This is a genomic window from Paraglaciecola arctica BSs20135, assembly GCF_000314995.1.
In the GTDB taxonomy this organism is placed as follows: domain Bacteria; phylum Pseudomonadota; class Gammaproteobacteria; order Enterobacterales; family Alteromonadaceae; genus Paraglaciecola; species Paraglaciecola arctica.
Window position 1 is genome coordinate 74,252 of sequence record NZ_BAEO01000009.1, and the last position, 26,226, is coordinate 100,477.

Annotated in this window: 18 protein-coding genes; 8 read left to right on the forward strand and 10 right to left on the reverse strand. The window is 40.6% G+C overall.

The window, feature by feature from the left end:
- Positions 1-97: 97 nt before the first annotated feature.
- Together GARC_RS03355 and GARC_RS03360 are read right to left on the reverse strand one after the other, a co-directional pair.
- Positions 98-2,347 (reverse strand): TonB-dependent receptor, encoded by a 2,250-nt coding sequence (locus GARC_RS03355; RefSeq protein ID WP_007616712.1) that lies wholly within the window; start codon positions 2,345-2,347, stop codon positions 98-100.
- Positions 2,348-2,438: 91 nt separating this feature from the next.
- Positions 2,439-5,024: a glycoside hydrolase family 3 C-terminal domain-containing protein gene (locus GARC_RS03360; protein ID WP_226989053.1), complete on the reverse strand. Its 2,586-nt coding sequence runs from the start codon at positions 5,022-5,024 to the stop codon at positions 2,439-2,441.
- A gap of 361 nt (positions 5,025-5,385) precedes the next feature.
- Between GARC_RS03360 and araC the strand changes: the two genes are divergently transcribed.
- Positions 5,386-6,516: an arabinose operon transcriptional regulator AraC gene (gene araC, locus GARC_RS03365; RefSeq protein WP_007616714.1), complete on the forward strand. Its 1,131-nt coding sequence runs from the start codon at positions 5,386-5,388 to the stop codon at positions 6,514-6,516.
- A 288-nt stretch (positions 6,517-6,804) separates the two neighbouring features.
- Here araC and GARC_RS03370 read toward each other — a convergent pair whose 3' ends face one another.
- From GARC_RS03370 to GARC_RS03390, 5 genes are all read right to left on the reverse strand, one after another.
- Complete coding sequence (locus tag GARC_RS03370; protein WP_007616715.1) at positions 6,805-8,187, reverse strand: alkaline phosphatase; 1,383 nt, start codon at positions 8,185-8,187, stop codon at positions 6,805-6,807.
- A 64-nt stretch (positions 8,188-8,251) separates the two neighbouring features.
- The gene (locus tag GARC_RS03375; RefSeq protein WP_039988579.1) at positions 8,252-9,577 is read right to left on the reverse strand and encodes a sugar MFS transporter; all 1,326 of its coding nucleotides are present in this window, start codon (positions 9,575-9,577) and stop codon (positions 8,252-8,254) included.
- 99 nt (positions 9,578-9,676) lie between these two features.
- Complete coding sequence (gene nagK / locus GARC_RS03380; RefSeq protein ID WP_007616717.1) at positions 9,677-10,687, reverse strand: N-acetylglucosamine kinase; 1,011 nt, start codon at positions 10,685-10,687, stop codon at positions 9,677-9,679.
- Between the two features lie 2 nt (positions 10,688-10,689).
- The gene (locus GARC_RS03385; RefSeq protein WP_007616718.1) at positions 10,690-12,327 is read right to left on the reverse strand and encodes a phosphodiester glycosidase family protein; all 1,638 of its coding nucleotides are present in this window, start codon (positions 12,325-12,327) and stop codon (positions 10,690-10,692) included.
- A 113-nt stretch (positions 12,328-12,440) separates the two neighbouring features.
- Positions 12,441-15,164 carry a TonB-dependent receptor gene (locus GARC_RS03390; RefSeq protein WP_007616719.1) on the reverse strand — a complete coding sequence of 908 codons (2,724 nt, stop codon included), beginning with the start codon at positions 15,162-15,164 and terminating at the stop codon, positions 12,441-12,443.
- A 320-nt stretch (positions 15,165-15,484) separates the two neighbouring features.
- Between GARC_RS03390 and GARC_RS03395 the strand changes: the two genes are divergently transcribed.
- Positions 15,485-16,621, forward strand: coding sequence for an ROK family transcriptional regulator (locus GARC_RS03395; protein WP_007616721.1), 1,137 nt, complete (start codon positions 15,485-15,487; stop codon positions 16,619-16,621).
- A gap of 189 nt (positions 16,622-16,810) precedes the next feature.
- On the opposite strand, the gene GARC_RS03400 is transcribed toward GARC_RS03395, so the two are convergent.
- A complete protein-coding gene (locus GARC_RS03400; protein WP_007616729.1) occupies positions 16,811-17,401 on the reverse strand; it encodes a hypothetical protein in 591 nt (196 codons plus the stop codon).
- A gap of 305 nt (positions 17,402-17,706) precedes the next feature.
- Here GARC_RS03400 and GARC_RS03405 point away from each other — a divergent pair, with 305 nt between their 5' ends.
- Together GARC_RS03405 and GARC_RS03410 are read left to right on the forward strand one after the other, a co-directional pair.
- Positions 17,707-18,771: a hypothetical protein gene (locus GARC_RS03405; protein ID WP_007616731.1), complete on the forward strand. Its 1,065-nt coding sequence runs from the start codon at positions 17,707-17,709 to the stop codon at positions 18,769-18,771.
- A complete protein-coding gene (locus tag GARC_RS03410; protein ID WP_007616732.1) occupies positions 18,768-19,862 on the forward strand; it encodes a hypothetical protein in 1,095 nt (364 codons plus the stop codon). Before GARC_RS03405 ends, GARC_RS03410 begins: the two co-directional genes overlap by 4 nt.
- On the opposite strand, the gene GARC_RS03415 is transcribed toward GARC_RS03410, so the two are convergent.
- Entirely contained in the window at positions 19,851-20,669 is an 819-nt protein-coding gene (locus tag GARC_RS03415) for a Fic family protein (RefSeq protein WP_007616733.1), read from the reverse strand. The two genes, GARC_RS03410 and GARC_RS03415, sit on opposite strands and share 12 nt — an antisense overlap.
- Before the next feature lie 192 nt (positions 20,670-20,861).
- Between GARC_RS03415 and GARC_RS03420 the strand changes: the two genes are divergently transcribed.
- The 4 genes from GARC_RS03420 to GARC_RS26660 all read left to right on the forward strand — a co-directional run bounded on the left by GARC_RS03420 (position 20,862) and on the right by GARC_RS26660 (position 24,041).
- On the forward strand, positions 20,862-21,206 hold the full coding sequence (locus GARC_RS03420; RefSeq protein ID WP_007616740.1) for a hypothetical protein: 345 nt from the start codon (positions 20,862-20,864) through the stop codon (positions 21,204-21,206).
- 34 nt (positions 21,207-21,240) lie between these two features.
- Positions 21,241-22,047: a DUF1570 domain-containing protein gene (locus tag GARC_RS03425; RefSeq protein ID WP_007616742.1), complete on the forward strand. Its 807-nt coding sequence runs from the start codon at positions 21,241-21,243 to the stop codon at positions 22,045-22,047.
- Between the two features lie 220 nt (positions 22,048-22,267).
- A complete protein-coding gene (locus GARC_RS03430; RefSeq protein WP_007616746.1) occupies positions 22,268-23,404 on the forward strand; it encodes a DUF4124 domain-containing protein in 1,137 nt (378 codons plus the stop codon).
- A gap of 460 nt (positions 23,405-23,864) precedes the next feature.
- The gene (locus GARC_RS26660) at positions 23,865-24,041 is read left to right on the forward strand and encodes a hypothetical protein (RefSeq protein WP_007616747.1); all 177 of its coding nucleotides are present in this window, start codon (positions 23,865-23,867) and stop codon (positions 24,039-24,041) included.
- A 115-nt stretch (positions 24,042-24,156) separates the two neighbouring features.
- Here the strand turns inward: GARC_RS26660 and GARC_RS03435 are convergent, their stop codons facing one another.
- The gene (locus GARC_RS03435; protein ID WP_007616748.1) at positions 24,157-26,040 is read right to left on the reverse strand and encodes a class I SAM-dependent methyltransferase; all 1,884 of its coding nucleotides are present in this window, start codon (positions 26,038-26,040) and stop codon (positions 24,157-24,159) included.
- Between the last annotated feature and the right edge of the window lie 186 nt (positions 26,041-26,226).

Genomic DNA, 26,226 nt, shown 5'->3' on the forward strand with positions numbered 1-26,226 from the left:
TTTGCACATTTGTCTGCTTTGCAGTACCTACACAGTAACCGTAAGCTCAATACTGAGTCGACAGTTACTGCTGTAACTTAACGGGTAATGCTAATGACTACCAGGTGTACCTGAAGTCGATACCAACAGTGCGCTCACTTTTTGGCGAATAATAATGGTCGTAGGATCCGGCCCAGATGTTGTTGTGGACTATGGCGTCGACATAATTTTCGTCTAAGGCATTATTCACAAACAAGGTGACGCTATAGGGTTGGTCCAAGGATTCAAGTCGTACAGAGATATCTAAAACACCATAAGCGTCTTGGCTTTTTTCTGCGTCCTGATCCATAGAAAACAACTCATCACCTTGCCAGCGATAAGTAGCACGAGGCACTAATTCATGGTCTTCACCTACAGGCATAAAGTACTCAAGTGACAAATTAAACTTCACCTTTGGCGAAAAAGGTAAGTCTTTACCCGACAAGTCTTGGCTATTATCGGCACAAGAATTTTCGTCAGCCGCCACTTGACGTGGACTACAAGGACCGCCTTTAAAATCAACAATTTCTGCATCAATGTAAGCAAATCCACCTGAAATCATCATGTCTTCAGTAGGTCTGGCTTGAAAATCTAACTCTATGCCTTGGGTGCGTACTTCTCCGGCGTTAAGCAAGGTAAATGCCGCTGAACTGGCATCTTGAGCTTGGGCTTGGAAATTGTCGTAGTTACTTTTAAACAAAGCCGTGTTGAGTACCAAATGATTATTAAATAATCTCGACTTAAGCCCTACTTCAAAGGCTTGGCTAGTTTCAGGTGCAACTGGCAAAGTGGTGTCACTGGTCATCTCAAAAATGACATTAAAAGCCGGACCTTTGTAACCTTCAGTAAGTGTCACATAACTCATTACATCTTTATTCAAGTCCCACTGCGCGCCCACTTTAAATGACCAGTCGGTGTCATCAGTGGCGTCTTGATACAAAGCTTGGTTGGCCACAATAGGCGCATATACGTCTGCGGCTTGTTCTCTTTCAAATTCAAAATCCAATTCTTCATTGGTGTAGCGAGCGCCTCCGAGCAGGCGGAAAGTGTCACTGATATTAACCTCAAACTGACCAAATCCTGCATAACTTGTGCTTTCAACTGTGGCCTCGTAATGAGAGCCAAATTTCAAACCGGGAAATGTAGGTACAAACACCCCAAAAAGGTCGTGATAAATCCGTTGAAAATCACGATTCATACTCTGCTTAAAATAATAAAGACCTACCACATAGGTCAGCATTTGATCTTGTGGAGAGGTCAGGCGCAATTCTTGAGTAGTTTGGTTTTGTGAAGACTCACCCGCGTTGATATCAAGCAAAGTCACTGGTGTACCATCAACATCTTGGTTCGACTTGGAACTATAATCTCGATAAGCCGAGATAGAGGTTAAGGTATATTCGCCAAGCTCCCAGTTGGCTTCTAAAGAGTGCCCCGAAGACTCCGACTCATTGTAGAGTTCTCCAGCTACATTAATACTTTTGTTATCTTCAGATGCGCTGAGCTCCCCCAAAAAGTGCGCCTCGTTAGCGGTAGCCGTTCGGGCCTGTGGCTGACAACACTCTCCACTTCTTTCACTAAAGTCGCTGCTCCATTTCACACTCAAATCATCAGTGGGTTGCCACTTGATTTTGAGCCTTGCGCCGCTGTTTTTACTACCATTTACATTACGGTCGGTCAGTACGTTATAAATATGATCATCACGCTCTGTGGTGAATGCCGCCACCCGAAAACCCAAAGTGTCTGTTACTGGCACTGAGATCATGCCACTGACGCGATACTCATCGGTGCCAGATAATATCGCTTTGGTATTAATGGCCGCTTCAAAGCTATCACCAGGATCATTAGTGATAATCTGCACCACACCACCAGAGGCATTTTTTCCAAATAACATGCCTTGCGGGCCACGTAATACTTCAACACGCTGCACATCTAAAAGTTCATTAAAAGCCATGCCCGAACGCCCCATTATCACGCCGTCAATAACGGTCGCGATACTAGGTTCAACACCCGAACTAAAGGACTGTGTGCCAATACCACGAATATTAAAAGAGGAGGCGTTGTCACTACCACCGCTTTGAAAGGTTAACGAGGGCGACAAGTTAACCAGATCTTCGGTTCGGGTAATTTGACTATTAACCAGATCGTCTGCCGACAGCGCGGTAACGGCCGAGGCCACGTCTTGTAAGTTTTCTACTCTTTTCGATGCAGTAACAGTGATTTTTTCAAGTTCAAAATCGCTTTCTGCAGCCATCACAGACGAGGCCATCAAAGTCGCCATTGCCAGCGAAACCGAAGACGCTACTCGACTTCTTTTTCCAATGTTTTTCATATGTTTGTACCCTTAATTATTATTATATTTAATCTTACAAATTCAGCTGGAGCCCCCTTGAGTAGAGATCCCAAAATCGTTTTATTCAGACCTAATTGATTTCAAGGCTATAATCTACTGGTAGCTGAAATGACACTTGCTGACGAATGTCTCGTGAAGAACTGCCCACTAGAACGGTAAATTTACCTGCGTCTGCTCGCCATGCTTGGCGGTGTGCATCGAAATAACTTAAATCTCTTTTGGTTAATGTAAATGTAATTTTTTTAAGCTCATCAGGGCCTAAAGACACTTTATTAAACCCCTTAAGTTCCTTAATAGGGCGAACAACTTTAGACTCGTTGTCTTGAACATAAAGCTGTACTACTTCTTTGCCTGCCATGGCACCAGTATTTTTAATATTGATAGAAACCTGCAGTTCCTCTTTATCAAATAGCGGATCCGACACAGTCAAGTCACTGTAACTAAACTGGGTGTACGACAACCCATGGCCAAAAGGAAACAGGGGTTCAATTTCTTTTTTGTCGTAGTAACGATAACCAACAAAAATGCCCTCACCGTAGTTGGCATCTTGATCACCGGGGTAATGCAAATAGCTAGGATTGTCTTGTAGACGTTTGGGAAACGAAACCGGTAATTTACCAGAGGGGTTGGTATGCCCAAACAGCACATTGGCAATGGCATGTCCGCCCTCTTGACCAGGCATCCAAGCTTCAATCACTGTATTCGCTTTATCTATCCACGGCATCGCTAATGGTGCACCGTTATTCAAAACAACTATGGTATTTTTGTTGACCTTTAATACCGCCTCTAACAAGGCATTTTGTTTTCCAAAGAGTTCCAAGTCAGAGCGGTCTCTGCCTTCACTTTCTGATGTGGTTGACACACCTATAAACACCACAGCGACATCTGACTCTTTAGCGAGTTTCACTGCCTCGGAAAATTCACCAGCAGGACTGCGACTTGCCAAGCGCAACAAATTGAGAGGAACAGGGGTTTTACCTGCCACATAATCCAGCTTGAACGGATAGGCTACGCCAGCTTTAAGCTCAATACCTGCCTTGCGGGCACCTATATTTAAAAAGTCTAAAAAGCCGGTGTGTTGTTTTTCCAGACTATCATTGATGATTTCCTGTCCATCAATAGTGAGTGTGGCACTGGACAAATGCACTAGTTCGAATTCGTAGCGACCACTGACCTTAGGCCAAAAATACCCCTGCCAGCGTGCAGAAAAACGATTTCGAGCGGCATTTGAAATTTCATCGGCGAAGCCCAATTTAGAAAAACTACGATCTGTGGAAACAAATACTGGTTTGCCTGAAAAATCTTGATTTCCAAAATATTCGAGCCTTAAACCTTGCTTAGTACGCTGCTTGTCTGGGCTGAGTAGCCTGGCGTCAATTGTTGCCGGTTCGGGCTCATTATCCACACCTTGGGCATAACTTATTTTTAACGAATCACCCACTAAGGCTTGTATACCTTCCAGTGGTGTTGTCTGTTGAAAAGGCACCACTTGCGAACTACCGCTGCCTTGTATAATAGCGGCGTCAGCATTGGGGCCGATAACGGCAATGGAAGTAATATTTTTATGGTTAAGAGGCAGTAGATTTTTTTGGTTCTTTAACAGTGTGATTGCTTCTTCCGCCACTTGCTGGCTCAAGCGCTGATGGGTAAGAGAGTTCACTTCGCCATTGGCACCTGCCTGTGTAGCCGAGGTACGAGTGTCCATAACACCTGTTTTAATAATAAGTGTCAGTAAGCGTTTAGCACTATCGTTAAGTTTTTCTAGGTCGACATCGCCTTGCTCAATTGCCGCCAACAATTTATTTCCGTAGTGTTTTGCTGGCCCAGGCATTTCAAGATCAAGCCCAGCGTCAATTGCTGAAGCACTAGCATGTAGCGCGCCCCAATCAGATACAACTAGGCCATCAAAGCCCCATTCACCTCTGAGTACATCTTGCAGCAAGGTCTTATTTTCGGTCATAAAGACCCCATTAACCTTGTTGTAGGCAGCCATCACAGTCCAAGGTTTGGCTTGTTTCACAATCTTTTCAAATGCGGGCATATAGATCTCACGTAAGGTACGCTGATCCATGTTAGAGCTGCCCGTTCGGCGCATATGCTCCTGATTATTCGCCACAAAATGTTTCAGTGATGTGCCTATATTTTCGCTTTGTACGCCAAGCACAAAACCAAGGCCTATCTCACCACTTAGATAGGGATCTTCTGAATAAGCTTCAAAATTACGGCCGGCCAGCGGCACTCTTTGAATATTGACATTAGGCCCCAACAAAACGTGAGCACCCATAGCGCGAGTTTCTCGGCCCATAGCGGCTGCCGCTTTCTGGATTAAGCTGGGGTTCCAAGTTGACGCCATAGCCACACCCACAGGAAACAACGTAGTAGGTTCGCTGTTATTAGAACGCACTCCGTTAGGGCCATCTGTTACTTGAATGGACGGAATGTCCAAACGCTTAATGGCAACTGTATTCCAATAATCAGCCCCAGAAAGCAAAGCCACCTTTTCTGCCACCGTCATTTTTTCTAACAGGGCATTAACCCTAGCCTGTATTTTTGGATCCACAGTATCTATTTCTGGTTTAGAGGCGGCATAAGTATTTAATGGCAACCAGCACATTAAACAGTAAATAAAAACATATGTGAGCAAGTGTTTAGTCATGTTTGCCTTCAGTAAAAGTGCTACCGCACTATATGGAAAAAAATAACAACTGTGCAGCACAGCTGAGTAAAGTCTTATATTTTAAAAATGTTCAAATAATGCCTATTAACGTCACTATTTATTTAGATATTCCAATCCGCAGGTGTCTACATTGCTATCTCTAGCCCGTTTACGCTGACTTATCACTCTTGTATTCTGCTGATTTATAAAGATAAATAACTATAATTTATAGTCACCGCTTTATACTGACGTTTTCATTACATTATTTTAATCTCTTGTTAACCTAATGCATTACAGTGATTGTTTCAGTTAGAGAAAACAAATAGAATACAGAAACTACTTATTTATATGGATAATTCTATTGCTGACAGATATTCAAAAGGCAGCAAACACCCACTGGCGCATGCTCAGAGATCAAGGGGTAAGCAAAGCTGAGTTCGTTTCGTGCCTGCGTGTCATGATGGGGGATCATACTGGCAGTCCTTTTCATTACTTTACCCAAGGTCTACCCAGCGAAATTACCCATTCAATATTTCAACGTCAGGCAAACACCCAAGGTTTGTTAAAAGAGTGGCAGGCTGATTTTGCCGCCCCAGAAGGTATAAGTGAGTTAAATGCCTCGCGGTTTCTGATTATGATCTACAACTCGCTTGAAGAAGTGGACGCCCTATTCACCAATCACATTACGCCAGGCACAACACGTCATAAGCGAGATGACTTTAGCGACTTCGTCACCAGAAGACCCCATAGCAAAATTGGCTGGAGCCTGCACTTGACGGTTGAGGGAAATGGATATTACAACTGTATTCGCGAACGGTTCGTCTCTAAACCAGGTGATCTAATTTTACTGTCACCAGATGCGCTTTATGACTACAGACGAGAACATTCCTGTGATTTATGGGTACATCAATGGGTGTACTTTCAGCAAGAAGAACGCTGGCTGGAGTTATTGCAATGGCCAGAAATTGGCCCAGGCATCCATCATATTCAAGCCTCTGCAAGCTGCTATCACAGATTAAAATCCTTATTTGAGCAGATTAGCGAGTTACATTTGCAGGCCTCTGAATTTTCAGAAGCCCTAAAGAAAAATATACTTGAGCAGATTTTAATTCGTAGCCGTCAGCTAGCGCCGCAAAAAAGTTTGTTGCCCTTTGACAAACGTATACGTCTTATTGCCGACTACATAGCCCTTAATTTCAATCAGTCCTTCACTATAGATACCTTGGCTGCCTTAGTGGGCTTGTCACCTGCCCGCCTCTCTGCTTTGTTCAAGCAACAAACCGGTTCAACCATGCTAAATTTTCGTGATGAACGCCGCATGGCCAGGGCAGCGCAACTACTAGCACAAACCCGACAACCCATAAACAAAGTGGCTGAGACTGTTGGTTATGATGACCCGCTATATTTTTCACGATGTTTTAGTCAACATCTAAACTGCAATCCAAGGCAGTATCGAAAAAAACATCAACATATTGAGTTTAGAAAAGTTTAAGTCTCAAAGGCAAGCGTTAACAAATGAAATCTAGAAGAGGATTTTTTGATTGGTGGGAGTACCTAAAAGCTATAATGGAACCACTAATAGACTTAACTCTGTCGATGTTTTTACTAGAGCTTTAGTTTGAAAGGCGCTGACAAAGCCAGCAAAGATGATCCAATGGCTCAGATCACTTTGATGGCTGTTGTAATAATTCCGCTAATAACACTTTTTAGTAAAATCCTGTAGGTTTCCAATACATTGACTGAATCAGTTTTTTACTAGTTGCTTAGTATCGGAGTTTCTTTATTTCGACTTATCACCCAACAAAGAAAATACTGTATTGGCGATATTAGTGTTGGTATTTAGGCCGTTGAACCTTTCACTTTGACTGCCAAATGCAAATACTGGAACGTCTATTGCGGTATGGGCACCTGTTGTCCAACCTGTTATCGTTCTTTTATCCACTATGTGTTTAGCGGCCGTGTACAAGGCTTTTTTCTGAATATTTGCTGATGTATCAGCATAAGGATTACCCTTAGAGTCTAACTGCTGCTCTTCTTGACTAGGCGCCTTAGCCTCTTTGAGTTGTGCCAGTTCTTCTGCAGTTAATGTAAAACTAAATAACTCATCAGCGTATTCTTGAGTGATCTCAGCATCTAGCAGTTTTTCAGCAATCTTGCTGGGTGAATGTTGCATGTTTCTCAACACTTCAGGTAACCAGCTATATTTTCCGTCAGAACCTAAGGTAAAACCACCAGTGCTATGGTCAGCAGTAAGCACTACTAAGGTGTCGGGATGGTTAGCCACATATTCTTCCAAATATTCTAGCGTCATCGCCAGATCGCGCATTTCGCCCATTGCCGCTGCAATATCATTGCTGTGTCCGCCCCAATCAACTTGACTGGCTTCAACCAACATAAAAAAACCTTGCTCATTTTCAATGTGCTTAATGGCAGCTTTTGTCATTGTTTTTAAACGCGAGGGGTCACTATCATCTAATGCCCAAGGTAATCCAACCTCATCAAACAAACCAATTACCGGCTTGTCTTTTTGTAGTGTTGCTAAACCTGCATACTCGTCAATATATTGAAAACCTAGATCTTGAAATTCAGTCACTAAATTTCTATCTTCTCGAATAAAAAATTTCCAACCACCACCTAACACAAAGTCGTAATTAGTATAATTTTCAATATAACTATCAGCAATTTCATTGTAGTTACCACGTTCGACATTATGGGCCATAAAACTTGCAGGAGTGGCATGGTTAATTTGGCTGGTTACTACCACGCCGGTTTTTTTACCTAAACTCTTGGCTCGCTCTAATACCGTTTCTACTGGTTGTTTATTAACATCAACACCAATAGCGCCATTGTAGGTTTTGACTCCGGCAGAAAGCGCAGTGGCCCCTGCAGCAGAATCAGTCACATAGCCAGACACAGGGGCTGGATAGGTACTACTCATACCAACCAGAGTCCGATCAAATACCGTATCTTCAATTTCAGCAGTATTAGGATCATCATTAAAATAGCGATAGGCACTAGTGTAGGCTGGCCCCATACCGTCACCCACAATCATAATTATATTTTTAGGGTGAGAAGGTTCAATTACCTCAACTTTACTAACTTGTGTGGCATTACAAGCTGTCACTAACAATGTCACAGCTACAACAGTAAACTTTTTCTTCATCTTAAAACCTTATAATTAATGGTCAAAATAAACCTATAAATGGCACACAACAGAATGTTTTAAATCACTTTACAGACTTGCCCCAATTTCTAATTGCATGCCCTCGAAATGCGTAAAACAAAATGTACAAATAACAAGGCAAACCAATAAAATAGGCATATTGAATATCACCTATTTCATGAGATATTTTTCCAAACAATAATGGCAAAATCGCGCCACCAGATATGCCCATTATAAGTAGAGCAGATCCCTGTGCGGTATAGTTGCCAAGTCCTTTCAATGCTAATGGCCATACTGAAGGCCACACTAGTGCGTGGGCCAGCCCCATTAAGGCAACAAACGTAATTGAATTAGGTATGAGTGGTAAGCCGCTCCATCCCCACAAAATAGCAGCTAGCCAAGTGGATTCAGTTGATGACAATACAATTCCAAAAATGCAAATGCAGCCAGCAATACCTGAGCCTATCAAAGCCTTTTGTTGAGAAATAAATCGCGGTATACAGCTGACGCCAATTAAGTAGCCTACCACCATAAATACCATAGTGTAAGAGGTCAATCCGGCAAAATTATCCACTCCCAATGACGCACCATAAAGCCCAATGGTATCCCCAGCGATCACTTCGACACCGACGTAGAAGAACAATGCAATTGCGCCTAACACTGTTTGCGGGAAGTGTAATATAGAGGTTTTAGTGGCGCTTTCTTCCGAACTAACAGCGGAGAACTCAATCTCGGGTAAAGGGGTATATTTGACCAAAACGATTAATGAAGCCAGCGCAATGGCCATCACAATATAAGGAACAATCAGCTTATGTGAAAGCTCAGTGACACGTTGATTTTTAGCTATCTCGTCTAAGCCGGCCATAGTGCTGGCAGAAATATCCCCCATATCAGCTAAAATTAGCGTGGTAAATAATATAGGCACTAATACCCCAGCGCTTTTATTCACTAAACCCATGATACTGATGCGCATCGCCGCGCTTTCTTCTGGGCCCAGATAAACAATATAGGGATTAGAGGCTGTTTGTAGAATAGTTAATCCAGCAGCCAACACAAATAGCGCCACCAGAAAGAACATAAAGTTAGCGCTTATTGCCGCAGGTATATGTAACAGTGCACCCAATGCCATAATAGCGAGTCCGATGGCCATACCATTTCTATAACCTGTTTTTTTAAGGATAATCGACATAGGCAAGGCCATAACCGTATAGGCGATATAAAAAGAAAAGGTCACAAATAAGGCTTCAAATTCATTTAAATCACAGACTATCTGCAAAAATGGAATGAGTGAACCATTGAGCCATGTGACAAACCCAAAGATGAAAAAAAGTATGCCAACAACAAGCATTGGAACAAATGTACTCTGACTCTTTACTGCTGACTGATGCATATTATTTAACCTTTATTAGTGATTAACATGGCGATTAATTTGGTGATTAATTTTCTTGTTTGAAAAACCCTAAGACCTTTTATCCAGCTAGATCTAACTTCAAAATGTCCCTACAGTGCGACTAAGCTGGCTTTGTTGCCTTGCAAACAACACGGCCCCCACTTCAGGCGGAGAGAGAGGCTTAGATAATTGGCTTTTTATGCCATCATCTAACCAAGGTAATAATGAGGGACCCAAGCCACCAATAAGTGAGATACGGGGTGGTTTGGTGTCTATGAGCCTAAGGCCCATATCACTGATATACTTCGCACCTTCTTGCGCAATAGCAATTGCGGTTTTGTCTTGTGCATTTGCGGCGGTGAACACTGTTGATGATAATTGAGCAAAAAATGAAGCCGATTTTCCGACCACTTGTTCCACTACTTCCTGTTCGTTTTTTGCCTTGAGTTGCTTTAAGACAAGCTCTACTAATTGTGTCGGGCCAGCAATATTATCCAAGGTCAGTAAAACTTGCTCTATTGCTTTTAAGCCAAACCAAGCTCCGCTGCCTTTATCACCTTGAGGAAACCCATGGCCACCTAAAATACTGGTCTTGCCATCAACATAAGAAAAGCCGCAGGTTCCCGTTCCCGTTACGATAACAGCACCATCGCTGCCGTTATGAGCTCCCATACTCGCAATCAACAAATCTGTCGCTAAATATATGCTTTTAAAGGGGTGTCGCCAGGCCATGATATTTTGGTAGTGGCTAGGAATATTGACCCCAGCCAAGCCCATGCCTACGACTAACTCACCTAACACTTTGGCATCCATTCCTGCATCTTGTACTGCCATAAGCGCAGAGTTTTCGATTGACTGAATGGCTTCTTCTAAACCATATACGGGATTGCCGGGCCCAGACACACCTACTCCCAGAATGTCATTATTGTTAGACATCAAAACGGCTTTACATTTTGTGCCACCTCCATCGATGCCTAAAAATAAGGGTTGTTCTGAAGGCTTTTGTTGAGCTGAAGGCTCTTTACCCGCTGAAGGCTCTCTTCCCGCTGATGGCTCTCTTCCCGCTGATGGCTCTTGTCCCGCTAATTGGTTTTTAATCACGTTTCCCACTTTTATACCTTCTTTACAGCAATAAATAACAGCGCTTCTGCCACAGCTCGCTCTCCATTTGTGTCTGACGGTTTTCCAGTATTTTCACCTTCAATCACCATCACACTCGATCCTCCGCCATCAAGGTTAATCGCTTTAACCGCGCCAAGATCTTTCATAATGTCAGCCATTTCCGACACTGATGCACCAATGCTTAGTAGTGGGTCACGTCCGTACACCACCACAAAAAACACTGTGCCTAAATCAGTGATCCCAACAGCGGTTCTGGGATGCCTTTGTAACACCCAATTTTGATAGAAATTCACTCTGCTGTTGTCTGCTTGTTGGATTTGACTAATTTCGTCTCTGCTATCAACTGCCGCAGAGCCAATATTGACAGGCGCAATATCCCAGCCTTGTTGAGCACGCTGGGTAACTTGGGTTTTGCCGCCACTTAACAGCGTTGGGCCACCATTTATGATGTATATGCCCTTTTCCAAAACCACTTCACCAGCATCACTCCAGATACGTTGCGAAGTACTGACACTTGAAGTTGATTTGACCATTTGTTTTAGAATGTTTAGATATTTGCCAGATGCACTGACTAATCTATGCCCTTTAGGTAAAACAGCATAAGTAGCTGGCGGAGTAAAATAGACCTTGTTATCTTGATCTAAAAAGAACCGGAATGTCTGTTGCTCCTTCAAAACAACCTCAAGATTTCCAAAATAATGATTGTAGATAATTATTTCGTCTTGCTCAGAGCACACATAATCGTGGATAGCTGCAACAATTTTGTCGCCATGGTGCTGGCCACAATTAAAAATTTTACCCGCTTGTCGATTAATACCGCTTATTTGAAATTGCTGGTCATCAATCCGCATTTCTAAATTGCTATGTACATTTTCTAATATGTCTAGCGACAAAGCCGGTGTATTACGCAGCAACAAAGCAGGTCTGCCGTTTACTGCTTCACTCACTAAGGTGCCGTCAACCACTGCTATTCCTGCGGGATCACCCACTAGCCCTTGATGTGATTGATAAGCAAAAAAGCCGCCATTAACTGCGGCAATCGCGGCATTTTGCTGAGCTATTTTTGACGTTTTCTGAATATCTAACACACTGTCATTCCCTAAGGCTGAAATGACTTGGCCCGAGAATAAACTGGGCTGTAATTTAAGTATGCTGATTTGTTGTTTGCCTGCCCCAGCACTTCTTTGGGTACTGTGAGTTGGCTTAAAATGTATGCCAATATCATCAAGCTCTGCTTGCATTTTTTGTGCTTGTAGCAAAGTGTCAAATTGGCCAAAGGTCACGAGTTGACCTAAAGCGTTACCGTTAGGTCCCTTTTCAACTGGCTTAATAACAGCGATAAGCTGAGGTAATTTGTTAGGTAAATTGCCGCCAGTTGTGTTGAATTTTTCAAGTTTTTGTTTTAATAAATTTGCCGTTTCTATTGAAACAACCGCACTGCTCAAAACAAAGTAGCCACTAGCTTGACCTTTGTTTATTTGAAAATGACTTAATCCCGGAACAAGTAATTGTTGTTGGGACTGCTGTAAATTAAGTTCTTTGCCAAAATATGAAGATGTTGAGCAAGCACTAATAAATATTGTACTTGTAAACAGAACAACTCTGGTTAAAAGACGTAATGAAAACATGTTCAATAACTCTGTTGGTAAAAAGTAAAAATAGTCAGAAATGACTTAATTATTTGGTAGGAAAATAAAGGAGCGCCTTAGGGCACTCCTTTATTTAAACTCACACTAGGTTTTTAGAATGAGTATCGAGCACCCACTACAAATCTTCTATCAATTTGTGCAAGATCGTAAGGAGTATTTTGCACCGAACGATTCACTTCTTGTTCACTTAGAAGATTCAATCCTTGCACTTGCAGTTGCAATGCTTCAGTTACATTGTAACTCGCTGAGAAATCAAGCTGTCCGTAGTCTTCTTGCCATTGTGGGATCCCAGCAGTTGAAGAAAAAGCAACCAAATATCCATCTCTCCAAGTATAAGACATACGCGCATTAAAGTTTTCGATATCATAATACACAGCAAGGTTATAACTGCTTTCAGAAAGACCAGGTAAACCTGAGTTTCTTACGTCACCCTCATCAGAATATTGAGCTGCACTGTCAATAAGGGTGTAGTTAGCAAGCAAACCAAAATCTTCCAAAGATTCACTTATAAAACCAAGTCTAGATTGATAAGCCAATTCAATACCTGTGATTGTCGCCGCAACACCATTAGCAGGTTGTGTAAAGATGATAGGTCCACTAACCATGACACCATCACTTTGTCTTGGGAACTCTCTAGTTTCGGTGGTTGAAGAGGTATCTATAAATCCATCTAAGTCTTTATAAAAGATATTGATTGCCGCAACCGCTTCGCTAGTAAAATACCATTCAAAGCCAATGTCGTAGTTGTCAGCGGTAAAAGGTTGTAGATCAGGGTTACCTCTACTACCACGACCGCCACCAGCATCAATACCATTAAAGCTTTCGAATGCCGCTAGTTCACCCAAGGCAGGTCGAGTTAAACTTTTAAAATAAGCAGTACGAATAACCATATCGTCGTTCAGCGCATAACGTAGATTTATATTAGGCAGCACTTCTTGATAATCACTTTCCAAAGTAACAGGGGTAAACGCATCTGGATCAGATGAATCAGTTGTTGCCTGTGAACCAATGGTTTGATCGGTTTTAACAAAGCGAAGGCCGGTACTAAAGGTAAGATCGTCACTCACTTCGATGTTTGCTTGAGCATAAACCGCTAAGGTTTTTTCTTGCAATTCAAAGCTATTAATAAGTGCAAAAGGTTCGTTTACATCTGCCGTCATGCCATCAATAAGCGAGCCATCAGCATTAAAGTAAGCTGCAAAAGCTTTGCTTGGATCAGCACCAATTAAAGTTGATGGCGCAAAACCAGCTCCATCTACTTCAAACCTATCTAAAGGAGTATAAACATCAGCTAAAGTAGGTATATCAGTACGACGATTAAGAGGCGTTACTCCATCAGCTAGAAAATTAGCGGCTCTGAGGTTAGTTCTAGATTGTGTTTGTTCTAACTCTCTGTCGGTATAACGTAAGCCAAAATCGACTTTCATCAAATCGCCATTATCGTAATCAAAATCGAATTTGTAGGTATTGTTAGAATCTTTTCTTTCTAATGGACGACGAATAAATACATTCACCACAAATTCTTCAGGATTGCTGGCAAAGTCAGTTCCGCTGGTTGACCATTCAAGATATTTATCTCGCATAATATAACTAACGTCGGCGGGGTAAAAATTACCATCATCTGCCATTCTTCTAAACGAAAACAGATCATTGCTGTCAGATTTTTCGCGGCTAAAATGACCAATGTAAGGAGAGAAAGTCAGACTATCTGAAAGATGCCAATCGGCACTAAGAGTGAACTGTTTAACGTCTTCATTAATTATCGACTGTCTTGCGCCAACACGTTGTTGTACACCCGTTAAAGTGGCCTGTGTTGCAACCCCATTTTCGATTACTACATTGTTCACTGCGGTAATGTTACTTTCAGAAGGGGCATCAAGAATAGTTTCTACTCGGTCGCCGTCAATACTACCCATCAAGGCGCCAAATTTAATATCTAAGTCGTCATTAGGTCGCCATTGCAAACCTAACACCGCACCTAGAGTTTCTCTTTGCTCTGAGGTATAGCCAAAACTTTCTATTCGTGGGTATAAAGCATCAAGTTCTTCTTGAGTTGCACCACCGGGCTCACCAACAGCAGGTCCCTTCCAAACAGCAGATAAAGGTGTATGGCTGCTGCCACGTACTTCATTGTTTTGCATAGCGGTATCTGAATATACTACCGCAGCATTAACGCCAAAGGTATCATTCCAATTGTGGTTAAAAACCATTGAAGCTTTAGGGCTGTTTTCACCAGCATTTTCACTGTAATTATTGTAAACAGACACGTTAAATACTTGTTCTTTGGTCGAAAGTGGATCAGGTGTCGACAAAGAAACACTACCAGCAATACCACCTTCAACTTGATCGGCAGTCACTGATTTAGAAATTTCTACACTATTAAATAACTCTGCAGGGAAAATTTCAAAAGAGAAACCACGCGTACCTTCACTACCACCAGCCAACATACCGTTAACTTCTGTTGAGGTAAATTCTGGCCCTAGCCCCCTGAGGTTGATAGCAGAACCTTCGCCTGTTGGGTTACGATTCAATGTTACCCCTGGGACTCGTTGTAGCGCCTCTGATAGGTTCGCTTCTGGAAACTTACCGATGTCTTCAGCTGTAATAACATCAACAACTTTGTTCGAAAATCTCTTTTGATTAAGTGATTTTAATAAGCTACCACGAACACCTGTAATGGTTATGGCTTCAATATCACCTTCACTTGATTCTTGAGCGTAAAGGTTAGCCGAAGCGCCACTTAGTAGGCCTAAGATAACGGCTGTAGAAATTTTACTGAGTTTCTTTTGTTTGGAATTAACAATTGTTCTGTGCATGAATTTTCCTCAACATTGTAGTGTGTTTTTATAATTAAGTACCACGTCGGTACTTAAACTAACTACGAGGCCAATAATTGTCAACCATTAAATCACACATCAGTACTTATTAGTTGTAACCACATACATTAGCTTTAATAAATCTCTTATTTATCAGTTTGTTATAATTACGACTTATTGGTTAATTCTCATAGAAGTATAAAATATCAATATTTAAATATCATTGTGGTAATTAAATTTACTAGTTGTTATTCTAACCAATGACTTGTAATGATTGGTGTCCTTGGCATATATCATCCAAGTCATTTAAGGAGATAAAGGTGCATACAAATCAAAAGGTTAGTTCTATTTCAACAATAGAAAAACAATTAAACAGCAGTCACAAGAAAGTCATTGAGAATATTCGTAGAAACAGAAAAGCCACAAGAGCAGAAATAGCCAAAGCAACAGGATTATCTAACCAAACACTAACTAGGCTTACACAACATCTCCTATCCCTAGGCATAGTTTCAGAACATTCAAAAATTTCTGGGTTACGTGGTCAACCCGCTACCTACTTGACTTTAGAGCCAGGCGTTTTCGCAAGTGTAGGTGTTATCTTCGAACACGACCGAGTGGTGGTACTGTTGGACGATCTTGATCGAACCAATATCATAAGGTATTGCAAAGACGGCACTTTCCTTTCTGCTGAACTGGCTATTGAAGCCGCAATTTCGATGCTCGACCAATTATTTTCTGAAATAAAACCTTCGATTAATGTGTTAGGTATTGGCATTTCAATTTCTGGTTTTTTTACCGATACAGAAGGTCGAATATGTTCGCAACAAGATCCGCAAGGTTGGTCAAAAGTTAATTTTCAAGAAACCTTTGCCAAACGATATCAACAACAATGTTTTGTTGAAAACGATGGGAACGCTGCGTCTATCGGCTTTTCACTTACCCAGAAAGGCGCAAAACTACAAAGTTTTTATCTCATGCTTTTTACCTTAGATATTGGTGGTGGTTTTGTGTTTGAAGGTGGAGTAGTCGATGGTGCTTTTGGTAACGCCGGGGAAATATCTGCTCTTTTTAGTAGTGACAAATCCCTTCCAAGGCCAACAATAGGCTCACTTTACAAACATTTAAGTGCCATTTGGGGCGAACCAGCAACACCCCAAAGAGTGCAACAAGCCATAGATAATCAAGATAGCAATATAATGTCTTGGGTAACGGCTTGTGTAGAAACCATGAAATTTCCACTAAAAGCCATTCAAAGCTTACTCGATCCAGAGGCTATCGTTTTTACCGGTAGATTACCCATAGAATTGCAAAAATTACTATCTGAAAAAGTGATAGTAACAGGTGCATCCTATGGTGATGTTTTTGCACCAACGCCTAAAATCCACTTAGCTGATGGCAACGATATTTTAGAAAAAGGCGTAACAGCCATACCGGCATTTTATTTTTTTAAAAGATAAATGCTGATGGGTAACTTGTGGGGTGACTTTGTCACTACCATAGGCATGTCGATGTATTTCAGGACGGGATATTCGTGCTGAAATACAGCACGATAGGATAGGTTATATGTTGACATCACAGGATCGCTCATATAAATCTAGGCAAGTTTACTTAGTATAAAACGACTATTACTCCTTTTATATTTTAGGTCATTTATCGTCATGACCTCCACCTAGTTTACCAGCCGTCCCGGTTGATTTTTTCAAAAACTTATCTAGAAATGCTTTTACATGGTGTGTTCCCATGCCACCAGCAAAAGCGATAAACCACTCTGAGTAAGGTATATGAGATGCGGGAATATTTTTTATTATATCGGTAGAGCCTGTAGTCACAACAACCAAACCTGTTTTTAATGCAAATAGCAATAACATGCCAGTCAATCCCGCTCCAATAATTTGTATTATGTATCCTAAAAAATCGAATAACATTGGCGCTGTAGATAGGTCTTTCTTCGAATGGTATAAATTAAATTCTTTAGCAATATAAATACTACAATGCATCGCTCCCCCTAAAACCCCTAGGCAAAAAAGCTGCTTCAAATATATCTCTGTTATTAGATTGTCATCTTTGGCCAAGCGCGCAAAATTCATTTTTTCTAATAATTCAAGGAACCATATTAGCCCCAACCAATAAGTTGTCAGTATGGCGACTAGCGATGGAAAAAAAGTGAGTTGGCCCCAACGCCAGTTCCAACTATTCGCATCTGTTTTTCTACGTTTTAAGGAGGTTTGGATCGTCATAATTATTACCTTAAATTTAATTTTTGGTATCTAGTATCTGACTAACACTGCGCTTTTACGCATTTATCAAACACCCATTGAAATGCCCAATCAATATTTAGTTTAGCTAAGATATTTTTTATAGTGTCTATTTATATTTGATAAAACCACAAACAAAGTGGATAAAAAACATACAGCAGCACATACTAATCACTGATGGTATTGGGCGCACATCAATCGACGCAAGAAAGCATATGGAAGTGTTCATTCAGCACTGTTTTTCCAAACTTATTTGTTAATTTCAAATACTTTAAGAGTGGATAATAATGGCTAATAACTTGATTATTTTAGTGCATGGTATGGGCACTTATGAACCAGGCCAAATGACAAAAGAAGTACAAGCAGGTCTAGATAAATCATTAGAGTTTGCTGGTTTAAACTTTGATTATATGCAAGATGTAGAGTTCTATGAGCATAATTATGGAATTCTGTTAGATGGCATTAGAAAAAAAGAATCTGAAGCCCTAAGTGAATTTTCGCAGTTAGGAATTAACACCGGCGTCATTGCTAAATTGAACGATTACGCAACCAATTTATCCGGTGATAAGTTTTTTTATTCCCACCTTTTAGATGTCATTTATTACGGTTTAACAATGTGGGGGGAACGACTTAGAAGTAATTTTATAAATGACCTAATCGCTCAAAAACGAGCTGGTTTATTCCAAGGTAAAAGAATACATATATTAGGCTACAGCCTTGGTACCGCGTTAATTAACGACTCACTGTCTAAGATATATAGAGATGGCGATGGTGACGAGCAACATTTTAGTACCGACCATGACAAGATAGAAAAATATTGGTCTATTGCCAACGTTAGCAGGATCATACATGGGTTAAATGATATTAACGGTGCTGATCCAAAAACAAATGTAGTGACCGATAATATAGGTGGTTGCATTAAAAAGATGACGGTTGCGGCTCACAAATATGATCCCTTTATGTTGGTCAAGCCTTATGAACGTGTACCAGTCAATGGTCGTTTTCATCATCCGAGTGGCATAACTCAAGCTAACACTCATGATTTAACAGGTTACTTAGCTCATCCCGAAATTGGCCTTAACTTAATTTATGACCTGTATTCTACCGAGTCAGGTATCGATGCGAACAACTTAGCCTCAGCGATAGACAAACATAAGGCTACAACCTTCAATAGTGATTTAGCTAACCTTCAAACATTGTGGGATGACTTAGTTGATTCAATTGATGCCCCGATCATCGCAATTGATAATGCGATAAATTTAATAGACTCAGTTAAAGCCTATCAACAAAGAATAGAATCCCTTTTATTTGCCGACAATCTAGTTTCCATGATGCCAGGAGATAATATATGAAAAAGCTAAGCCATTTAAATCGAATACATAAAATGGGTATATTACTTTTGCTTTTAACTTTTTCACTTGAGTCAGTCGCGGCAGAACCATCGAACATAGAAATTGTTGAAACAAATGTTACCTATTTAACCTGCGATAAAACTGAATTAAATAAACTCAACACCTTGTTTACCGACATCGACAAAATCACCAAAGAAATGGCTGTATTAGATTGCCAAGGCAAGTTTGAGCAAAGAAATGAATTATCTAAATTAGTAGTAGAAAAAATGCGAACTTCAATAATGAATTTTAATGGATTTACTGAGTTTGCTACAATATGGAGTGACTATGTAAACAAAGGCCGTATGGTGTCTTTGGATACCCTTGGCGGGGGCATTGGCCAAAAAATCAAATTAATAGTTTTACCTGATATCTTACCGATAGAAAACCAAGATGTAGCCATTGTATTTGACCCTACTGAAAAATGTAAAAACGTCAAAATCGGAGATGGCACTAAGCCGTTTGTATCTTGCCAAAAAGTATCGGAAAACTTAGAAAAATCCTTAGACGCAGTAAACGTATTTAGAAAAGACAAACGCTATTCTGAAATCGCCCAACATGCAGCTTTAATAGAAGCCGACTGGAAAAACTTTATGCAAGATTCAATGTTCCAAACATCACTAGATGTCATGGTTACAACTTGGATCTATTCAGATAAATGGAAACAAGCAGATTTGCAGGGCCCGCCACCTATTCAATTTTTTGCCTTACACCCAACTTTAGTTTACAGCTATATGCCTGACGCATCACGTGGAGAAGAGGCTAAACCAGTACCGGCTATTGAATGGCTTGGTATCAACTGGTGGAAAAACCGCCTACCTCTTGGAATATCTATCACTTCGCTATACAACGACAGGCCTGATGGCAAAGAATTTCCTCTGGGACTAACCCTGCATATAGATAATAAATATTCCTTTGGCGTCGTTGGCAAAGGAGATGAGAAAATTATATTTTTTAATCTAGACATAATGGACTGGTTTTCTGATAAGAGTAAAAAATACGATAAATATGAAAAAGAATTTAATGAATTCAAAAAAGGACTAACCCACTAAAGCCAAACCTAGTTCAGTTAACCGATACTGCTGTAACTTACTGTTAGGTTTATCTGGAATTGTCATTTCAATTAAGCTGGCGACTAATGCAGGTTTTAAATAACGTTCACGAAATGATTTACGGTCTTTTAATGATAATAGGCTTTGAATTTGCTCTCGATCTAACCCTTGTTTTTGCTCAAATAAAACATTCAGAAGCATTTTAACTTGGGGGGTAACTTGGGGGGTAACTTGAGGGGTAGCTTTGTCACTACTTATTGTTAAGGTATTTAAAATGGCCTCAAGCATAAATTCAACAAACGACTCAGAATTGGCTTTTTGGGTACTAATATTAATGGCTTGATAATAACTGGCTTGATGCTTATGGATCATACTCTCTACAGGGAGCTGCGCTAATAAATGACTCCATTTGCTTAAAATAAGCGTTTGCCATAAGCGCCCCATACGGCCATTACCATCACTAAACGGATGAATAAATTCGAACTCATAATGAAACACCGAACTGGCAATCAGCGGATGTATATCAGTTTGTTGTAACCACGCCAACAAATCGGCCATTAGTTGCGGTACACGGTCAGCTTGCGGAGCCATATGTACTACTTGCTTACCATTCATCACACCAACATTACCATTGCGATAATGACCCGCGTCAGTAACTAAACCAGCCATTAAAACCTGATGTGCAAATAATAAATCAGCCTGGTTACTGCAACCACTAACATTCAATGTATCAAAACATGACACTAATTCTACGGCATCAGATATTGCAAAATATATAATCCAATAACAAGTTATCAAACGCCACATTGATCAACTCTGACTTAAGGGTATATTTAAACCCTAAATCTAAAATCACGGATTGATCATGACTCATTTCAACCCTTCTATTCTAAAAGAATTTTCTTATGTACCTTGGCGGGCAAGTGTTATTGCAGGCATCTGTGTGTATGTTGCGCTTAAGTTTGTGTTTCCTAGTTTGTAATTAAAAAAGGCACGCCCTTGTTAAAATTTATAAGAAACGGAATTCTGATCCTGCTGGCGTTTATAGCCAGTTTTCAACTTGCCTATTATCTAGATGATAAAAAACTCTATTTACCGCCCTTTTTAAACCAGTTACTTGGCTATTTTGATAACAGCAACTTTGCGGGAACATCGCCCTTAGACTTGGCCTCAAGTGACAAAAAAGCAGTAAAATCACCAGCGCTACAATACCAACCTCAAGAGTTACCTCAAACACAACGCAATAATGTTAGCTGTATCGACCACTCTCTTGGCAACGTAAAAGTCAAATCTCAAAGCAAGATTTACACTTGGAAAGACAAAAAGTGGAGTCACCAATTTTAGCGATAGCAAACCAGAAGATACTGACTCGCAACCTTTGACATTAGCTGGACCTAAAATATTTGATTACTTTAAATTGAATATTAGTGGTGCAAATGTACCTTTTGAATTTAAAGAAAAACTCACCCACTCCATCAATAAATTGTTTGCCCTATACGGCCAATTAATTGCCAAAGAAGATCTAAAACAAGTAGTCGTCAATCTAAGATTTTTCACCTCTAAACAGCGTTTTCTCGCCTATTCCAAAGAACACGCCCCCAGCCTTAAACCCACTGCAGGCTTTTATGACAATGGCACCAATGAAGCCGTGATTATGTACTACAGCTCAGAGCAAGCCATTACCACTGCCATACATGAATCAGTGCATGCCATTAATCGCGGCATCATAGGTAATAGCAATAAATGGTTTAACGAAGGCATGGCCGAATACTTAGAAAACATCACCATCAATCTCAGTAGTGCAATAATCACACGTAATAAAAGCTGGTATAAAAATGGCAAACTCAAATACCGCCAGCTTCCTTTACGCAAGGTATTAAGCGCCTCAAGAAAGGACTGGAACAGCCAATCACAAAGTAACTTATACAGTACAAGTTGGGCGTTTATTTATTTCTTAATGGACGATACAAAACGAAAAGCCAAACTGGTAAAAATGCTAAAAGCCGAACAACAAAACCTATGTAATACCTTGTCGTTTAAGCAAACCATGAAGATTTTTAATATGAGCGACAGAGAATTACAAAATAGATTTTCGAGGTGGTTAGCTGGACCTGAAGGGTCAGGTTCGTTGAAAAGTAAAAGTCATTTGATTTTTTACAATTACATGACCTACCAAAATATATAATTCAATAACCAGTTATCAAACGCCACATTGAACAACTCTGACTTAAGGGTATATTTAAACCCTAAACTTAAAATCACGGATTGATCATGACTCATATAAACCTTTCTATTCTAAAAGAATTTTCTTATGTACTTTGGCGGGTAAGTGTTATTGCAGGCATCTGTGTGTATGTTGCGCTTAGGTTTGTGTTTCCTAGTTTGTAATTAAAAAAGGCACGCGCTTGTTAAAATTTATAAGAAACGGAATTCTGATCCTGCTGGCGTTTATAGCCAGTTTTCAACTTGCCTATTATCTAGATGATAAAAAACTCTATTTACCGCCCTTTTTAAACCAGCTACTTGGCTATTTTGATAACAGCAACTTTGCGGGAACATCGCCCTTAGACTTGGCCTCAATTGATAAAAAAGCAGTAAAATCACCAGCGCTACAATACGAACATCAAGAGTTACCTCAAACACAACGCAATACTGTTAGCTGTATCGACCACTCTCTTGGCAACGTAAAAGTCAAACCTCAAAGCAAGATTTACACTTGGAAAGATAAAAGTGGAGTCACCAATTTTAGCGATAGCAAACCAGAAGATACTGACTCGCAATCTTTGACAATAGCAGGACCTAAAATATTTGATTACTTTAAATTGAATATCAGTGGTGCAAATGTACCTTTTGAATTTAAAGAAAAACTCACCCACTCCATCAATAAATTGTTTGCCCTATACGGCCAATTAATTGCCAAAGAAGATCTAAGACAAGTAGTCGTCAATCTAAGATTTTTCACCTCTAAACAGCGTTTTCTCGCCTATTCCAAAAAACACGCCCCAAGCCTTAACCCCACTGCAGGCTTTTATGACAATGGCACCAATGAAGCCGTGATTATGTACTACAGCTCAGAGCAAGCCATTACCTCTGCCATACATGAATCTGTACATGCCATTAATCGCGGCATCATAGGTAATAGCAATAAATGGTTCAACGAAGGCATGGCCGAATACCTAGAAAACATCACCATCAATCTCAGTAGTGCAATAATCACACGTAATAAAAGCTGGTATGAAAATGGCAAACTCAAATACCGCCCGCTTCCTTTACGCAAGGTATTAAGCGCCTCAAGAAAGGAGTGGAACAGCCAATCACAAAGTAACTTATACAGTACAAGCTGGGCGTTTATTTATTTCTTAATGGACGATACAAAACGAAAAGCCAAACTGGTAAAAATGCTAAAAGCCGAACAACAAAACCTATGCAATACCTTGTCGTTTAAACAAACCATGAAAATTTTTAATATGAGCGACAGAGAATTACAAAATAGATTTTCAAGATGGTTAGCTAAGGGGGATAAGTTTACGCATCAGATATAGGGCTAAGACTAAAGCTATTCACCACAGAGCGCTACGCTGCACAGAGAGCACGGAGAAAAGATCTAAAAATGGGATAGTAAAGCCCAGCCCTGAACTAACTATTTTACTGTTGAATTAATTTGATCCCGCAGAACTAGGTTATTAATGTGGTTTTGATCTTGTTGTTTAAAATAACCTTGTTCTGACTCCGATACTTCTATAGAAATGAAGCTAAATCATCTGCCTAAAGGATAATAGTTTAGGCACTCTGCATGGAATTTTTTCAGTTTCAATTTATAGATGGCTCATATGACTCAGACCAATTAGCAATGGAATCAGCTTGAGAAAAGTTTGGTGCTGTACGTTTTATGTCGTCACCTGAAATATTTTAAGAATTTCGTTCTTTAACAATTTGGTAATTATCTAGCCAAGACATTACACTCTTGGCTGATTACTTATTTTAACAGTATTAAGGATAACTTTGAGCCTCTACACAGACACCCCATTGGCTTCGGCAATATTTGAATTATTCGAAAAGTTTAATGAAAAACTAGTTATTCATTTTAGCGAAAATCAATCCTATGGGGCTGTCACAGCGTTTATTTTTGGTGGAACCAGTTACATAGACACCCGTCAGTTACATAGACACCCATCGTAACAACTTATTGAATAATAGGAATACAAAGTAATCACATGCCCACATCAATACAACCTACCAAAATATTAAACCCAATAAGCCATTATCAAACTAGCACATTGAGCAACTCTAATGACTACCACTCCCTCAACTGCTGCATCTCTTTCAACCTACCACGCTGTATCACCAGTGCTTCAAACAAGTCGTCGATGGATTCGTTACTTGAAGTTAATCCCGGTAAGGCGATGTTGGCTTCGGCGAAAAAACGTTTGTTTTGCCATGGTTGGTTAGTGGCTGTTTGCTCTAATTCTGTTGAGGTATTTGCCTCAGCGGTACTAGATCGGCTGACTTGGTAGCTGGCTGTTTGTTCTTGTATTTCTAGGTTGGTATCACTTGGTTTAAGCCAAGCTTGTTGCCACCAGTGTTGAATACGCTGTTTGGCGTTTTTTAATTTTTGTTCTGTGGGTAGTCGGTCGCTTTTTTGGTTATTGATTTTGCAGTCGGTGGGTAAGAGGTTCCATAGGTCGTTATTGGGCCAGCGGGCGAAAGGCATGCTGTGGTCAATATCGTATTGTTTGTCTAGTGACTTTGCCGACCATACACATTGAGCTAGCTCGGGGGTTTGTTGTTTCACTTGTTCAAAGCGATTGCGTACTTCAGTGGTGGTGCGTTTGGGCTCTAACCAGTTTAATGCTTGTTGTAAATGGTGCTGATTTTCTGCCGTAGCATATTGTTGATTGCCAGAATAACTGGCCATGGTTTTTACCCATTCGCTGACCAATACTGGCTCTATCCAACAGCCGTATCGGTTGAAGGCTAGCCATGTAGATTCTGGCAGTGAAAACTCGCCCCATTGTTCTAGGCTTTGTAGATCTAGAAAAAGGCTGTCTTTGGCTTTGACATTTTTTTTGTCTACTTCAAATACCGCTTTGTCACTATTTGGCAGGGTGATGAAACGACAAGGCATGTCTTTAATGTTGCTAACAGCAGCCGAAATGGTTTTGTGTAAGGCGATGGCATCGTCACCTATAAACAAGTTACCAATACGATAATCTGCCGCCGTGCGATGGGTTAACTTATGCCAACCATCGGCTTTCATAAAACCCATGTTCGGGCTTTTATTGGGTGTTTGGTATAACTGGTGAGTATCAATTAATTCTTTATATTGATGGCACCAATACAAGGCGACTAAACCAACGGGTAAAATCACCCTGTCACCGTTTGGGTTAGCTTCGCGGCGTAATACTGCCCCTGGATGGCCGTCGGCAATGCGTAACAACACTCTTAATAAAGCCAGCTTGTGAGTGGCAGCTTTACCGTCGTTAATTGCCACATGGCGAATAAAAGGGAATGCGCCTGTGCCGTCATCTGGCATTTGCAGAACAAGGGTTTGCCAATGCACCTCGTCACGGCCTAGTTTGTCTGTTTGGTTTGCTGTGACTAATGTAGAAAACAGCCCTAGGTTTTGCGCTAAACCTTCTACTTCTTCCACACTCACATTGTACATACTGCGTTCTTGTTGCTCGCTTGCTGTCATACCAAACTTGAGAGAGATAACAATTTTTCCACCCGGCTTAAGTAAGTTAGCCAGTTTACGTAAGGCGCGGTTACGTTGAGAAGGTGGAACATGCATCCAAACGGCGCTGAGTAGGATTAAGTCAAAGCTGATTTCTAGACGGGTGATCTTGTCGAGTGAAGGCAGAGAATCTTGCAGCCAATGCACATTATGTGCGGCAGTGGTTACCTGCCCTACTTTCATAAGTTCTTCTGCTGGTTCAACCGCGTAGATTTGGCAAGTGTTAGATATGCTTTGGGCTGGGGTTTGAATTGCGGCTGCAAGTTCAGCGATACGTTTTACATCACGCCCTACCCCCGCGCCAATATCCAAAATAGAGGCATTAGGCTTTTCTAAGATAGGCGTTAAATGCTGTGACCAAGTGCTGTGTACGTCTTCAAAGGTAACAGACAAATACTGCTGAGAAATCTCATTAACTTGATTGTTGTAATAGTCCGCAGACATTGTATTCCTTTTATTGCAACAGCAAGCCAGTTAAACCACGGCTATGCATAGGATTTACCCCATTTATCTTGAGGTATTCATCCACTACTATTAACACCATCCTAACAACTTTTGGGATAAAAGAAATACCAAAGTCATCTGGAGTCAAAGCCGCTATTTTTTAAAAAACCAAATCAAAAGCAATTC

Bases quoted from the DNA above. Each gene is read 5' to 3' on its own strand.
- GARC_RS03400 (WP_007616729.1), bottom strand. From the start codon at position 17,401: ATGACGATCCAAACCTCCTTAAAACGTAGAAAAACAGATGCGAATAGT.
- GARC_RS03410 (WP_007616732.1), top strand. From the start codon at position 18,768: ATGAAAAAGCTAAGCCATTTAAATCGAATACATAAAATGGGTATATTA.
- GARC_RS03355 (WP_007616712.1), bottom strand. From the start codon at position 2,347: ATGAAAAACATTGGAAAAAGAAGTCGAGTAGCGTCTTCGGTTTCGCTG.
- GARC_RS03385 (WP_007616718.1), bottom strand. From the start codon at position 12,327: ATGTTTTCATTACGTCTTTTAACCAGAGTTGTTCTGTTTACAAGTACA.
- GARC_RS03360 (WP_226989053.1), bottom strand. From the start codon at position 5,024: ATGACTAAACACTTGCTCACATATGTTTTTATTTACTGTTTAATGTGC.
- GARC_RS03390 (WP_007616719.1), bottom strand. From the start codon at position 15,164: ATGCACAGAACAATTGTTAATTCCAAACAAAAGAAACTCAGTAAAATT.
- GARC_RS03370 (WP_007616715.1), bottom strand. From the start codon at position 8,187: ATGAAGAAAAAGTTTACTGTTGTAGCTGTGACATTGTTAGTGACAGCT.
- GARC_RS03435 (WP_007616748.1), bottom strand. From the start codon at position 26,040: ATGTCTGCGGACTATTACAACAATCAAGTTAATGAGATTTCTCAGCAG.
- GARC_RS03405 (WP_007616731.1), top strand. From the start codon at position 17,707: ATGGCTAATAACTTGATTATTTTAGTGCATGGTATGGGCACTTATGAA.
- GARC_RS03415 (WP_007616733.1), bottom strand. From the start codon at position 20,669: ATGTGGCGTTTGATAACTTGTTATTGGATTATATATTTTGCAATATCT.
- GARC_RS03375 (WP_039988579.1), bottom strand. From the start codon at position 9,577: ATGCATCAGTCAGCAGTAAAGAGTCAGAGTACATTTGTTCCAATGCTT.